The sequence below is a fragment of the Enterobacter sp. SA187 genome (genome assembly GCF_001888805.2).
GTDB lineage: Bacteria > Pseudomonadota > Gammaproteobacteria > Enterobacterales > Enterobacteriaceae > Enterobacter_D.
The window spans coordinates 678142-692675 of record NZ_CP019113.1; the positions used below are offsets into that span (position 1 = coordinate 678142).

Below are 14534 nucleotides of genomic sequence, written 5' to 3' on the forward strand. Positions count from 1 at the left end.
AATAAAAATAGCCTCGACATGTTGAATGAATAGTAGAAAAATGCAAGGATACAAATTCAATTTTTTGCGGAAATTTCATTTAGCAAATGTAACCCATCATTCAGCATAGTTATTATTCATGGCAAAAAGAACGAAAGAGGATGCCTTAAAAACACGGCAATTATTAATTGACACCGCCATTTTAACCTTTTCTCAACAAGGATTCTCTGGCACATCGCTGGATGATATAGCCCATGCAGCGCAAGTAACACGCGGCGCTATTTACTGGCACTTTGAAAATAAATCACAATTATTTAACGCTATCTGGCAAGAACAATTACCTGTGAGGGATAAAATAGCCGATAAAATGAAGTTACATTCGGACGCATCTGCCGAAATAATATTACGACAATCACTAATAGAAGGTTTACGGCTGATTGCTCAGGATCCGCTGGAACAGGCGCTGGTGGAAATTCTTTACCATAAATGCGAGTTTACAAAAGAGCTGACATCAGAAACAGAGATACGCGAGCGTCTGTTGTTTAATCATGAACATGTTTTGCAGATGTTGAATAAATGCTTAAAAGAAAACCCAGGGTTTCTGAACTGTAATATAGACCTGGCGATGATTATTATTCAGGCCTACCTGAGCGGTATCATCAAAAACTGGCTCATGACGGACAAAAGCTTTGATCTCGACAGACTGGCTCCGTCGCTGGTGGACGGACTGCTGGCATCGCTTCGCCTTACGCCCTCTGCGCCGGTAAACCATCACTCATGTACATCATTGTCCCTGCGCACATCCTCTATTTCTCCATAATCTCACCATTCTGGCGGCTTTATCTCCACGCTTTTTACATTCGACATGCTTTGTAAAACTCCAGCCGCAGGAAGGCGTGCTAACCAGTGGTAGAATGAACGCATTCACACAAAAGAGGTAATTGTGATCATGAAAAAATTAATTGCCATTGCACTGTTGTCTTCCGTACTGGCCGGGTGTGCTCACGATTCCCCTTGTGTCCCCGTCTATGACGATCAGGGCCGCCTGGTGCACACTAATACCTGCATGAAAGGCACCACGCAGGATAACTGGGAAACGGCAGGCGCTATCGCAGGCGGCGCTGCGGCCATTGCTGGCGTGACCCTGGGTATCGTCGCTCTCACCAAATAATCTTCTCGCAGGCGTGCCGGTGTACGCCTGCTTTTGCTCCCGTCCGGTGCAATCCATCAACATTGTTAAAATTATCTCTTACTTTGGGTCATTATTTTCTTCCCCCTTTCCTGTATAAATGATTCATCCCACCAATGGTTCGTCTGCTATGAATTTATTTTGCTCTGATTTGTGGCACAGGTTTTAATTTCGCACCAATCCAGTGCGCTGATTTTATTTTTCCCTGTCTACACTCTCCTTATTACGGGCGTTCTGCATTAATTCTTTTCGCACGTAAAACCTGGCACTACCTTTGCTTTACAAAGTATGGCCAAAGCCACAGACAGGTTTCAGGCGTTTCCCGGACGCCTTCATATAACGATAATTTCGCCACACAGGATGCATTATGAAAAAGATGATGATCGCCAGCCTGGCCGCTGCCGGTGCGCTGTTTGCTGTTGCTAATCAGGCCCATGCTGGTGCCACTCTGGATGCAGTAAAGAAAAAAGGTTTTGTGCAGTGCGGTATTAGTGACGGGTTGCCGGGTTTCTCTTATGCAGACGCCAACGGTAAATTTAGCGGTATTGATGTGGATGTGTGCCGTGGCGTTGCGGCTGCCGTTTTCGGCGATGATACAAAAGTAAAATATACCCCGCTGACGGCAAAAGAGCGCTTCACTGCGTTGCAGTCGGGTGAAGTGGATGTACTCTCCCGTAATACGACCTGGACCTCCTCCCGTGATGCAGGCATGGGAATGTCCTTTACCGGCGTCACCTACTATGACGGTATCGGCTTCCTGACCCACAACAAAGCGGGCCTTAAAAGCGCCAAAGAGCTGGATGGTGCCACCGTCTGTATTCAGGCAGGTACAGACACCGAGCTGAACGTGGCGGATTATTTCAAATCCAACAAAATGAACTATACGCCGGTGACCTTTGACCGTTCTGATGAATCCGCCAAGGCGCTGGAATCAGGTCGTTGCGATACGCTGGCCTCCGACCAGTCTCAGCTCTATGCGCTGCGCATTAAGCTGAGCACGCCGGGCGAGTGGATTGTTCTGCCGGAAGTGATTTCTAAAGAGCCGCTGGGCCCGGTGGTTCGCCGCGGTGATGATGAGTGGTTCTCCATTGTGCGCTGGACGCTGTTCGCCATGCTGAATGCGGAAGAGATGGGTGTTACCTCTAAAAACGTCGATGAGAAAGCGGCGAATCCGGCCACGCCTGATATGGCGCATCTGCTGGGCAAAGAGGGTGATTACGGCAAGGATCTGAAGCTTGATAACAAATGGGCTTATAACATCATCAAGAAAGTCGGTAACTATGCGGAAGTGTTCGAACGTAATGTGGGTTCTGAAAGCCCACTGAAAATCAAACGTGGTCAGAACAACCTCTGGAATAACGGCGGTATTCAGTACGCTCCGCCAGTACGTTAAGACCTGACATTTTGTATTTTGCAGTAACGGACACCGCCTTTGCGGTGTCCGGTCCAGAGTCATGGCTACCGAGGTTTTCTTATGTCCCATCGCCGCCCAACCGTTAAAGGATCGTTTTCCTTCTCCAACCCTGCGGTTCGCGCCTGGCTGTTTCAGATTATCGCCGTGCTGGCTGTCGTCGGCGTGGCTATTTACCTGATACACAATACCGTTACCAATCTGAGCAACCGTGGCATCACGTCAGGTTTTGCCTTCCTCGATCGCAGCGCCGGTTTCGGCATTGTTCAGCATCTTATCGATTATGAGCAGGGCGATACTTATGGCCGGGTGTTCCTGGTCGGTTTGCTTAATACGCTGCTGGTATCGGCGCTATGCATTGTTTTTGCCTCATTTCTGGGCTTCTTTCTGGGGCTTGCACGACTGTCGGAAAACTGGCTGCTGCGTAAACTGTCGACTATTTACATCGAGACGTTCCGCAATATTCCGCCGTTATTACAGATCTTCTTCTGGTACTTTGCGGTACTGCGTAATCTTCCGGGGCCACGCCAGGCGGTAAGCGCGTTCGACCTGGCGTTTTTGAGCAATCGTGGTCTCTATATTCCCGCGCCGCAAACAGGTGAAGGGCTGCTGGCTTTTATCGCGGCAGTCGCGCTGGCAGTTGTCCTGTCGGTTGGCCTGTTCCGCTTTAATAAAACGCATCAGATCAAAACCGGGCAACTACGCCGCACATGGCCGGTTGCACTTGGTCTTTTCATCGCATTGCCACTGCTGGCGCACATGATTTTCGGGGCGGCCCTGCACTGGGATGTGCCGGAACTGCGCGGTTTTAACTTCCGTGGCGGAATGGCGCTGATCCCGGAACTGGCAGCATTGACGCTGGCCCTGTCAGTCTATACCTCCGCCTTTATTGCCGAGATTATCCGCGCGGGTATTCAGTCAGTACCGCACGGGCAGCACGAAGCGGCGCGTTCGCTTGGCCTGCCGCATCCGGTAACGCTACGCCAGGTGATCATCCCGCAGGCGCTGCGTGTGATCATCCCGCCATTAACCAGCCAGTATCTTAATATCGTCAAAAACTCATCTCTGGCGGCGGCGATTGGTTATCCGGACATGGTGTCGCTTTTCGCGGGAACCGTCCTGAACCAGACAGGCCAGGCAATTGAAACTATCGCCATCACTATGTCGGTATACCTGATTATCAGTCTCGGTATTTCGTTGCTGATGAATATCTATAACCGCCGCATTGCGCTGATTGAACGCTAAGGATCCGTGATGACAAAAGCTATTGTGTCTCACTCGCCGCGTCCGGTCAGTACCGGGACGGGGCATTATTTACTTTGGGTACGTAAGAACCTTTTCTCCAGCTGGTCAAACACACTGCTGACGCTGTTCTGCCTGTGGCTGATGTGGGAGCTGATCCCGCCATTGCTTAACTGGGTGTTATTCCAGGCAAACTGGGTGGGAACGACCCGCGCGGATTGTACGAAGGAAGGCGCCTGCTGGGTATTTATCCATCAGCGGTTTGGGCAGTTTATGTATGGCCTTTACCCCCATGAGCAGCGCTGGCGGATCAATGTTGCCTTAATCTTTGGTCTGCTCTCTATCGCGCCGATGTTTTTGAAAACACTGCCCAGGCGTGGCCGTTATATCGCCTGCTGGGCAGTTATCTATCCGGTCGTGGTGTGGTGGTTGTTGTATGGAGGATTTTTAGGGCTTGAGCGGGTGGAAACCCGTCAATGGGGCGGATTAACGCTGACGCTAATCATCGCCGCGGTCGGTATCGCCGGTGCTTTGCCGTTGGGCATCTTACTGGCCTTGGGGCGGCGTTCAAAAATGCCAGTGGTGCGGATCCTGTCGGTGATATTTATCGAGTTCTGGCGTGGCGTGCCGCTGATTACCGTGCTGTTTATGTCGTCAGTAATGCTGCCGCTGTTTATGTCTGAAGGAACAAGCATAGATAAGCTCATCCGTGCGCTGGTTGGCGTGGTGCTTTTTCAGTCGGCTTATGTGGCGGAAGTGGTACGCGGCGGGCTTCAGGCATTGCCGAAGGGTCAGTATGAAGCGGCGGAATCGCTGGCCCTTGGTTACTGGAAAACACAGGGGCTGGTCATATTGCCCCAGGCGCTGAAACTGGTGATCCCGGGTCTGGTTAATACCATTATCGCGCTATTTAAAGATACCAGTCTGGTGATCATCATCGGGCTTTTTGATCTGTTCAGCAGCGTGCAGCAGGCCACGGTCGATCCGGCATGGCTTGGCATGTCGACCGAGGGCTATGTCTTTGCCGCGCTGGTTTACTGGATTTTCTGTTTTAGCATGTCACGCTACAGCCAGCATCTGGAGAAGCGTTTCAACACCGGGCGTACAGCGCACTGAGGAAAACCATGAGTAATATGATTATGCAGTCTGACGATGCGATGATTACGCTCGACACTGTGAATAAATGGTACGGGCAGTTTCACGTGCTGAAAAATATCAACCTTGAGGTCAAACAGGGTGAACGTATTGTCCTCTGCGGGCCGTCGGGTTCAGGGAAATCCACCACGATCCGCTGTATCAACCATCTGGAAGAGCATCAGCAAGGCCGGATTGTGGTGGATGGGATTGAGCTTAACGAGGACATCCGTAATATCGAAAAGGTGCGTCAGGAAGTGGGCATGGTGTTCCAGCATTTCAACCTGTTCCCGCATCTGACGGTTTTACAGAACTGCACGCTGGCACCGATCTGGGTGCGTAAAATGCCGAAGAAGGAAGCGGAAGCACTGGCGATGCATTATCTTGAACGCGTGCGTATTGCTGAACATGCCCATAAATTTCCGGGGCAGATTTCCGGCGGGCAGCAACAGCGCGTAGCCATTGCTCGTTCGCTGTGTATGAAACCGAAAATCATGCTGTTCGACGAACCGACTTCTGCGCTCGACCCGGAGATGGTGAAAGAGGTGCTGGATACGATGATTGGCCTTGCCGAGTCGGGTATGACCATGCTCTGCGTGACCCATGAGATGGGCTTTGCCCGTACCGTAGCGGATCGCGTGATCTTTATGGATCGTGGTGAAATCGTTGAACAGGCACCGCCAGAAACCTTCTTTGCCAACCCCAAATCAGAACGTACAAGAGCATTTTTGTCGCAGGTTATTCATTAATCTGGCTTCTATAACCGCAAAGCCCAGCCGCCGCGCCAGGCTTTGCGGTTATTTCCAGAAAAGATCCATAGCAAAAAGCCCAGTCTTTCGACTGGGCTTTTTGCTTTATTTGATGCCTGGCAATTCCCTACTCTCGCATGGGGAGACCCCACACTACCATCGGCGCTACGGCGTTTCACTTCTGAGTTCGGCATGGGGTCAGGTGGGACCGCCGCGCTAGTGTCGCCAGGCAAATTCTTTTCTAAGTGCCGAACTATTAACCGCTTTAAAAGTGGTGCTGATACCCAGAGTCGAACTGGGGACCTCACCCTTACCAAGGGTGCGCTCTACCAACTGAGCCATATCAGCACGCTTAATTTGATGCCTGGCAGTTCCCTACTCTCGCATGGGGAGACCCCACACTACCATCGGCGCTACGGCGTTTCACTTCTGAGTTCGGCATGGGGTCAGGTGGGACCGCCGCGCTAGTGCCGCCAGGCAAATTCTTTGTGCTCTGTACGCAATATTTTATCGCATCAGCGGCGTTGGCTGTCCTCGTAAAGTCAGTCACATACTTCAGTATGCTCCTTCCTTTCCTTCGGCCTGCCGCCTTGCTGCTGCGCAAACTATTGCGCACTTTACTTTATCTGGTCTAAGCTGAAAATCTCTCAAATCCGCCAAAACATCTTCGGCGTTGTAAGGTTAAGCCTCACGGTTCATTAGTACCGGTTAGCTCAACGCATCGCTGCGCTTACACACCCGGCCTATCAACGTCGTCGTCTTCAACGTTCCTTCAGGACCCTTAAAGGGTCAGGGAGAACTCATCTCGGGGCAAGTTTCGTGCTTAGATGCTTTCAGCACTTATCTCTTCCGCATTTAGCTACCGGGCAATGCCATTGGCATGACAACCCGAACACCAGTGATGCGTCCACTCCGGTCCTCTCGTACTAGGAGCAGCCCCCCTCAATTCTCCAGCGCCCACGGCAGATAGGGACCGAACTGTCTCACGACGTTCTAAACCCAGCTCGCGTACCACTTTAAATGGCGAACAGCCATACCCTTGGGACCTACTTCAGCCCCAGGATGTGATGAGCCGACATCGAGGTGCCAAACACCGCCGTCGATATGAACTCTTGGGCGGTATCAGCCTGTTATCCCCGGAGTACCTTTTATCCGTTGAGCGATGGCCCTTCCATTCAGAACCACCGGATCACTATGACCTGCTTTCGCACCTGCTCGCGCCGTCACGCTCGCAGTCAAGCTAGCTTATGCCATTGCACTAACCTCCTGATGTCCGACCAGGATTAGCTAACCTTCGTGCTCCTCCGTTACGCTTTAGGAGGAGACCGCCCCAGTCAAACTACCCACCAGACACTGTCCGCAACCCGGGTAACGGGTCCACGTTAGAACACCAGCCATTAAAGGGTGGTATTTCAAGGATGGCTCCACGCAGACTGGCGTCCACGCTTCAAAGCCTCCCACCTATCCTACACATCAAGGACCAGTGTTCAGTGTCAAGCTATAGTAAAGGTTCACGGGGTCTTTCCGTCTTGCCGCGGGTACACTGCATCTTCACAGCGATTTCAATTTCACTGAGTCTCGGGTGGAGACAGCCTGGCCATCATTACGCCATTCGTGCAGGTCGGAACTTACCCGACAAGGAATTTCGCTACCTTAGGACCGTTATAGTTACGGCCGCCGTTTACCGGGGCTTCGATCAAGAGCTTCGCGTTGCCGCTAACCCCATCAATTAACCTTCCGGCACCGGGCAGGCGTCACACCGTATACGTCCACTTTCGTGTTTGCACAGTGCTGTGTTTTTAATAAACAGTTGCAGCCAGCTGGTATCTTCGACTGGTTTCAGCTCCGCGAGCAAGTCGCTTCACCTACGCACCAGCGTGCCTTCTCCCGAAGTTACGGCACCATTTTGCCTAGTTCCTTCACCCGAGTTCTCTCAAGCGCCTTGGTATTCTCTACCTGACCACCTGTGTCGGTTTGGGGTACGATTCTGTGTTACCTGATGCTTAGAGGCTTTTCCTGGAAGCAGGGCATTTGTCACTTCAGCACCGTAGTGCCTCGTCATCACGCCTCAGTGTTAATAAGCAACCGGATTTACCTAATTGCTCCACCTACACGCTTAAACCGGGACAACCGTCGCCCGGCCAACATAGCCTTCTCCGTCCCCCCTTCGCAGTAACACCGAGTACAGGAATATTAACCTGTTTCCCATCGACTACGCCTTTCGGCCTCGCCTTAGGGGTCGACTCACCCTGCCCCGATTAACGTTGGACAGGAACCCTTGGTCTTCCGGCGAGCGGGTTTTTCACCCGCTTTATCGTTACTTATGTCAGCATTCGCACTTCTGATACCTCCAGCAGACCTCACAGTCCACCTTCAACGGCTTACAGAACGCTCCCCTACCCAACAACACATAGTGTCGCTGCCGCAGCTTCGGTGCATGGTTTAGCCCCGTTACATCTTCCGCGCAGGCCGACTCGACCAGTGAGCTATTACGCTTTCTTTAAATGATGGCTGCTTCTAAGCCAACATCCTGGCTGTCTGTGCCTTCCCACATCGTTTCCCACTTAACCATGACTTTGGGACCTTAGCTGGCGGTCTGGGTTGTTTCCCTCTTCACGACGGACGTTAGCACCCGCCGTGTGTCTCCCGTGATAACATTCTTCGGTATTCGCAGTTTGCATCGGGTTGGTAAGTCGGGATGACCCCCTAGCCGAAACAGTGCTCTACCCCCGAAGATGAATTCACGAGGCGCTACCTAAATAGCTTTCGGGGAGAACCAGCTATCTCCCGGTTTGATTGGCCTTTCACCCCCAGCCACAAGTCATCCGCTAATTTTTCAACATTAGTCGGTTCGGTCCTCCAGTTAGTGTTACCCAACCTTCAACCTGCCCATGGCTAGATCACCGGGTTTCGGGTCTATACCCTGCAACTTAACGCCCAGTTAAGACTCGGTTTCCCTTCGGCTCCCCTATACGGTTAACCTTGCTACAGAATATAAGTCGCTGACCCATTATACAAAAGGTACGCAGTCACCCCATAAAGAGGCTCCCACTGCTTGTACGTACACGGTTTCAGGTTCTGTTTCACTCCCCTCGCCGGGGTTCTTTTCGCCTTTCCCTCACGGTACTGGTTCACTATCGGTCAGTCAGGAGTATTTAGCCTTGGAGGATGGTCCCCCCATATTCAGACAGGATACCACGTGTCCCGCCCTACTCTTCGAACTCACAACATGTGCATTTTTGTGTACGGGAGTATCACCCTGTACCCTGCGACTTTCCAGACGCTTCCACTAACACACATGCTGATTCAGGTTCTGGGCTCCTCCCCGTTCGCTCGCCGCTACTGGGGGAATCTCGGTTGATTTCTTTTCCTCGGGGTACTTAGATGTTTCAGTTCCCCCGGTTCGCCTCATGCCACTATGTATTCATGACATGATAGTGCAACGGATTGCACTGGGTTTCCCCATTCGGGTATCGCCGGTTATAACGGTTCATATCACCTTACCGGCGCTTATCGCAGATTAGCACGCCCTTCATCGCCTCTGACTGCCAGGGCATCCACCGTGTACGCTTAGTCGCTTAACCTCACAACCCGAAGATGTTTCACTTCTGATTGCAAAAATTTGAGAGACTCGAACACGCCATTTTTCTTTTCTTGTTACGGAGAAAAGAAACAGCGTGTCGTTTCAATTTTCAGCTTGATCCAGATTTTTAAAGAGCAAAACTTCGCAGCGCACCTTTTCAGGTACACTCTGAAGTTTTCTTGTTTTCAGCAGTAAAGGATGGTGGAGCTATGCGGGATCGAACCGCAGACCTCCTGCGTGCAAGGCAGGCGCTCTCCCAGCTGAGCTATAACCCCATCGTATGCAAATCTCGTTACCGGTATTCTTTCTGAGACAGGGCGTTTTGCAACGCAGTATCAGGAGGAATTTGGTAGGCCTGAGTGGACTTGAACCACCGACCTCACCCTTATCAGGGGTGCGCTCTAACCACCTGAGCTACAAGCCTGCAGAGATTTCTTACTGCTTTATTTTCTATCAGACAATCTGTGTGAGCACTGCAAGGCAGGTTCTTTCAGGTAAGGAGGTGATCCAACCGCAGGTTCCCCTACGGTTACCTTGTTACGACTTCACCCCAGTCATGAATCACAAAGTGGTAAGCGCCCTCCCGAAGGTTAAGCTACCTACTTCTTTTGCAACCCACTCCCATGGTGTGACGGGCGGTGTGTACAAGGCCCGGGAACGTATTCACCGTGGCATTCTGATCCACGATTACTAGCGATTCCGACTTCACGGAGTCGAGTTGCAGACTCCGATCCGGACTACGACATACTTTATGAGGTCCGCTTGCTCTCGCGAGGTCGCTTCTCTTTGTATATGCCATTGTAGCACGTGTGTAGCCCTACTCGTAAGGGCCATGATGACTTGACGTCATCCCCACCTTCCTCCAGTTTATCACTGGCAGTCTCCTTTGAGTTCCCGGCCGGACCGCTGGCAACAAAGGATAAGGGTTGCGCTCGTTGCGGGACTTAACCCAACATTTCACAACACGAGCTGACGACAGCCATGCAGCACCTGTCTCAGAGTTCCCGAAGGCACCAAAGCATCTCTGCTAAGTTCTCTGGATGTCAAGAGTAGGTAAGGTTCTTCGCGTTGCATCGAATTAAACCACATGCTCCACCGCTTGTGCGGGCCCCCGTCAATTCATTTGAGTTTTAACCTTGCGGCCGTACTCCCCAGGCGGTCGACTTAACGCGTTAGCTCCGGAAGCCACGCCTCAAGGGCACAACCTCCAAGTCGACATCGTTTACAGCGTGGACTACCAGGGTATCTAATCCTGTTTGCTCCCCACGCTTTCGCACCTGAGCGTCAGTCTTTGTCCAGGGGGCCGCCTTCGCCACCGGTATTCCTCCAGATCTCTACGCATTTCACCGCTACACCTGGAATTCTACCCCCCTCTACAAGACTCAAGCCTGCCAGTTTCGGATGCAGTTCCCAGGTTGAGCCCGGGGATTTCACATCCGACTTGACAGACCGCCTGCGTGCGCTTTACGCCCAGTAATTCCGATTAACGCTTGCACCCTCCGTATTACCGCGGCTGCTGGCACGGAGTTAGCCGGTGCTTCTTCTGCGGGTAACGTCAATTGCTGTGGTTATTAACCACAACACCTTCCTCCCCGCTGAAAGTACTTTACAACCCGAAGGCCTTCTTCATACACGCGGCATGGCTGCATCAGGCTTGCGCCCATTGTGCAATATTCCCCACTGCTGCCTCCCGTAGGAGTCTGGACCGTGTCTCAGTTCCAGTGTGGCTGGTCATCCTCTCAGACCAGCTAGGGATCGTCGCCTAGGTGAGCCGTTACCCCACCTACTAGCTAATCCCATCTGGGCACATCTGATGGCAAGAGGCCCGAAGGTCCCCCTCTTTGGTCTTGCGACGTTATGCGGTATTAGCTACCGTTTCCAGTAGTTATCCCCCTCCATCAGGCAGTTTCCCAGACATTACTCACCCGTCCGCCGCTCGTCACCCGAGAGCAAGCTCTCTGTGCTACCGCTCGACTTGCATGTGTTAGGCCTGCCGCCAGCGTTCAATCTGAGCCATGATCAAACTCTTCAATTTAAGTTTGATGCTCGTGAATTAAACTTCGTAATGAATTACGTATGTTCACTCCAGAGACTTGGTATTCATTTAGCGTCCGAAGACGTTTAAGAATCCATGTCCTTGAGTGCCCACACAGATTGTCTGATAAATTGTTAAAGAGCAGTTGCGACGCGCTTTAGCGCTGTGTCGCGAGGTGGCGTATATTACGCTTTCCTCCCTCAGAGTCAAGCGTTTATTTTCGCTTTTCTCTGGCGGCCTTCCCGGAGGAGGCCTCCTGACCCGCTGGCCTGTAAGCCGTTGTTCCGTGTCAGTGGAGGCGCATTATAGGGATCCCATTTTTTTGCACAAGCCTTTTTTGGATCTTTTTTTCTGAGTGCTGATTTTTCACTCTTATCGCTGTGATCCTGTTCGATCTGCGCAAATTTTGAGGTGTAAAAGGCTTGCGCCGTGCGAATAATGGACCCAAAGTCATCATTATCCTTCGCAAGTACTGAGGTATATATGTCTGCTGTCTTACGTCCTTATAAGGATCTTTTCCCAAAAGTGGGACAACGCGTGATGATCGATGCCACCAGCGTCGTCATTGGCGACGTCCGCATGGCTGATGATGTGGGGATTTGGCCGCTTGTCGCGATCCGTGGTGACGTGAACCATGTCGAGATAGGCGCACGCACTAATATTCAGGACGGCAGCGTGCTGCATGTCACGCACAAGTCTGCTTATAACCCGGCGGGTAATCCGCTGACTATTGGCGAAGACGTCACCGTCGGGCATAAAGTGATGTTACATGGGTGCACCATTGGCAATCGCGTTCTGGTCGGCATGGGATCGATTCTGTTGGATGGCGTTGTTGTGGAAGATGATGTGATGATTGGGGCAGGTAGCCTGGTGCCGCAAAACAAACGGCTCGAAACGGGTTATCTCTATCTGGGCAGTCCGGTTAAACAGATCCGCCCCTTAACTGAGGCGGAAATCGAAGGACTGCAATATTCAGCTAATAACTACGTCAAATGGAAAGACGACTATCTGGCTCAGGGTAACCAGATCCAGCCCTGATCGTCTTCTTGCTGATCGTGGATCAGCTGTTCAGCTTCTTCTTCAATATCCCAGCGGTTAGCCTGAAAATTATGCAACCACTGTTCCGGCGTATCGCCTTTAAAACGATACGCCAGCGAGCTGCCCTTTATTGCGCAGGTAAGCTGCATACCATTTACCAGCACGGGAAAGCATACCGCCTGCAATTCTGCATGCCACTCTTCGCGATCCGGAAACTGGATGGCCTGATTCATTGCGCTATTTCCTGCTTCAGCTGATTAATCACCGCTTCAGTTTCCGGTAACACCCCGTGCCATAACAGAACAGCATGAGCAGCCTGCGCCACCAGCATACCCACTCCATCTGCGCACTGTTTTGCGCCATGATGCTCACACCAGTTCAAAAACGGCGTATTTCCTTTCTGATAGAACATGTCATAACAGTACAGATGCGGATGAACCAGCGATTCCGGGATCGCGGGGATCTCGCCGCTAATGCCACTGGATGTCGCATTAATGATCAGATCAAATTCATGATCCCGTAGTTGATCCATTGCCACCGCCTTGACGCTGCCGGTATGCATGAAGACGTTTGCCAGCGCCTCAGCCCGCGCAAAAGTACGGTTAGTGATGGTTACCTGGCAATCCAGAGACAGTAAAGGGAGAAGAACCCCACGGGCAGCGCCGCCTGCGCCTGTCAGCAAAATACGGAAACCAGGCTTAATGAAGCCCAGCCGCTCAAGATCGCTCAGCAAGCCCGTACCATCGGTGTTATCCCCCAGCAAACGGCCATCCTCCAGCCGCTTGAGGGTATTCACTGCCCCTGCCAGCGCTGCGCGCTCTGTCAGTTCATCGGCCCGGGCAAACGCCTCTTCTTTAAAGGGGACCGTGATGTTAGCCCCCTTCCCCCCCGCCGCAAAAAACGCATTCAGGGTATTCACAAAATCATCTGCTGGCGCCAGCACACGACCATAAGGGTGATCAATTTGCAGCTGCTGCGCAAATTGTTGATGAATAAACGGAGACTTACTGTGGGCGATCGGGTTACCGAATACCGCATAGCTTTCCATATATTACCCCTGTCGGAAGCGCTCGCCGGTCAGCGCGTCACGTATTTCTGAAGGGTTCTGACGCCCGCCAGTTTCGCCCTCCACCACCGGAAAATGATCACCGAACTGGGCGCGTACTTCTTCTGTTGTACGGCACGGCGGTAAGCCCGTCAGATTAGCGCTGGTCGAAACCAGCGGTTTGCCGTAGGCCTCGCATAAGGCCACCACCAGCGGATGATTGGTAACGCGTACAGCCAGCGTATCAAAACGGCCGGTTAACCAGCGCGGCGTCGTGGGTCGCGCCGGGAATACGAATGTCACCGGACCTGGCCAGCTGGCAAAGACGGCCTCACGCTGCGATTCATTCAGGGCGCTGTCGTCGATGTAGGGTTTAAGCTGTTCGAAATTCGCCGCGATAAGGATCAACCCTTTTTCCACCGGGCGTTGTTTTAACTCAAGCAGACGCTGGACTGCGATCTCACTATCAGGATCGCAGCCGACACCAAAAACAGCCTCTGTAGGATAAGCGATGACTTCTTTATTATTCAGTACCGCCACCGCGTCAGCGATGCGATCTGATTGCAGGTTATTCTTCACTGTTTAATTCCGCCGGAACCGGCTTTCCACATTGTTTACTGGCGCAAAAGCGTTTAACGCCCTGCGCGGTTTTCTTTTCGATGAGTAACGGATACTGGCAGACAGGACACTCGCCAGCTATCGGTTTAAAATTGATAACGAACTGACAGTCAGGATAACCATCGCAGGAGTAGAAAGTTTTGCCGTAACGGGAACGACGCTGAACCAGATGCCCCGTCTGACACTGCGGGCAGGTAATGGCAGTATCATCAGGTTTATCGATCAGTTCGGTATGTTCGCAAGTGGGATACTGACTACAGCCGATAAACATGCCGTAGCGCCCCTGACGCAGCACCAGCTCAGCGCCACATACAGGACAAAGCTGCCCCTCCAGAACTTTAACGATATGACCGTCAGCCTGGTTTTTTAGCGGACGAACAAAATCGCATTCCGGATACAGGGAACACCCAAGGAAAGGTCCGTGCTTCCCGGAACGAATAACAAGCTGAGCCCCGCATTGTGGACAGGGCTCCTGATTAGGCACCGAGAACAGTGCTGATTTGGCCATAAC

The 14534-nt window shown here is 52.0% G+C and carries 11 protein-coding genes, 3 tRNA genes and 4 rRNA genes; 7 read left to right on the plus strand and 11 right to left on the minus strand.

What is annotated here, in order from left to right:
- Positions 1-118: 118 nt before the first annotated feature.
- From BMF08_RS03330 to BMF08_RS03355, 6 genes are all read left to right on the plus strand, one after another.
- Complete coding sequence (locus BMF08_RS03330; protein ID WP_072569514.1) at positions 119-799, plus strand: TetR family transcriptional regulator; 681 nt, start codon at positions 119-121, stop codon at positions 797-799.
- A gap of 129 nt (positions 800-928) precedes the next feature.
- On the plus strand, positions 929-1150 hold the full coding sequence (locus BMF08_RS03335; protein WP_072569513.1) for a hypothetical protein: 222 nt from the start codon (positions 929-931) through the stop codon (positions 1148-1150).
- 385 nt (positions 1151-1535) lie between these two features.
- Complete coding sequence (locus BMF08_RS03340; RefSeq protein WP_072569512.1) at positions 1536-2561, plus strand: amino acid ABC transporter substrate-binding protein; 1026 nt, start codon at positions 1536-1538, stop codon at positions 2559-2561.
- 81 nt (positions 2562-2642) lie between these two features.
- Entirely contained in the window at positions 2643-3824 is a 1182-nt protein-coding gene (locus BMF08_RS03345) for an amino acid ABC transporter permease (protein WP_072569511.1), read from the plus strand.
- 9 nt (positions 3825-3833) lie between these two features.
- Positions 3834-4937, plus strand: coding sequence for an amino acid ABC transporter permease (locus BMF08_RS03350; RefSeq protein WP_072569510.1), 1104 nt, complete (start codon positions 3834-3836; stop codon positions 4935-4937).
- Between the two features lie 8 nt (positions 4938-4945).
- Entirely contained in the window at positions 4946-5704 is a 759-nt protein-coding gene (locus tag BMF08_RS03355) for an amino acid ABC transporter ATP-binding protein (protein WP_072569509.1), read from the plus strand.
- A 114-nt stretch (positions 5705-5818) separates the two neighbouring features.
- On the opposite strand, the gene rrf (BMF08_RS03360) is transcribed toward BMF08_RS03355, so the two are convergent.
- The 7 genes from rrf (BMF08_RS03360) to BMF08_RS03390 all read right to left on the minus strand — a co-directional run bounded on the left by rrf (BMF08_RS03360) (position 5819) and on the right by BMF08_RS03390 (position 11322).
- Positions 5819-5934, minus strand: a 5S ribosomal RNA gene (gene rrf / locus BMF08_RS03360).
- 42 nt (positions 5935-5976) lie between these two features.
- Positions 5977-6052: transfer RNA gene (locus BMF08_RS03365), tRNA-Thr, on the minus strand.
- 14 nt (positions 6053-6066) lie between these two features.
- Positions 6067-6182 (minus strand): 5S ribosomal RNA (rrf, locus tag BMF08_RS03370).
- Between the two features lie 199 nt (positions 6183-6381).
- Positions 6382-9288, minus strand: a 23S ribosomal RNA gene (locus BMF08_RS03375).
- A gap of 198 nt (positions 9289-9486) precedes the next feature.
- A tRNA-Ala gene (locus BMF08_RS03380) sits at positions 9487-9562 on the minus strand.
- A 72-nt stretch (positions 9563-9634) separates the two neighbouring features.
- Positions 9635-9711 (minus strand) — tRNA-Ile (locus BMF08_RS03385).
- Positions 9712-9782: 71 nt separating this feature from the next.
- Positions 9783-11322, minus strand: a 16S ribosomal RNA gene (locus BMF08_RS03390).
- Together the 16S, 23S and 5S rRNA genes with 3 tRNA genes alongside form the textbook arrangement of a ribosomal RNA operon.
- Before the next feature lie 483 nt (positions 11323-11805).
- Here BMF08_RS03390 and BMF08_RS03395 point away from each other — a divergent pair.
- On the plus strand, positions 11806-12360 hold the full coding sequence (locus BMF08_RS03395) for a gamma carbonic anhydrase family protein (RefSeq protein WP_072571553.1): 555 nt from the start codon (positions 11806-11808) through the stop codon (positions 12358-12360).
- Here BMF08_RS03395 and BMF08_RS03400 read toward each other — a convergent pair.
- Genes BMF08_RS03400 through BMF08_RS03415 form a run of 4 tightly spaced genes read right to left on the minus strand, consistent with a single transcriptional unit; the run spans position 12336 to position 14531 of the window.
- Entirely contained in the window at positions 12336-12593 is a 258-nt protein-coding gene (locus tag BMF08_RS03400; protein ID WP_072571554.1) for a DUF1488 domain-containing protein, read from the minus strand. The two genes, BMF08_RS03395 and BMF08_RS03400, sit on opposite strands and share 25 nt — an antisense overlap.
- Positions 12590-13408: a shikimate dehydrogenase gene (gene aroE / locus BMF08_RS03405; protein WP_072571555.1), complete on the minus strand. Its 819-nt coding sequence runs from the start codon at positions 13406-13408 to the stop codon at positions 12590-12592. The genes BMF08_RS03400 and aroE overlap by 4 nt, the downstream gene beginning before the upstream one ends.
- A gap of 3 nt (positions 13409-13411) precedes the next feature.
- Positions 13412-13984, minus strand: coding sequence for an L-threonylcarbamoyladenylate synthase type 1 TsaC (tsaC, locus tag BMF08_RS03410; protein WP_072571556.1), 573 nt, complete (start codon positions 13982-13984; stop codon positions 13412-13414).
- Entirely contained in the window at positions 13974-14531 is a 558-nt protein-coding gene (locus tag BMF08_RS03415) for a DNA topoisomerase family protein (RefSeq protein ID WP_072571557.1), read from the minus strand. The genes tsaC and BMF08_RS03415 overlap by 11 nt, the downstream gene beginning before the upstream one ends.
- Positions 14532-14534: the final 3 nt, after the last annotated feature.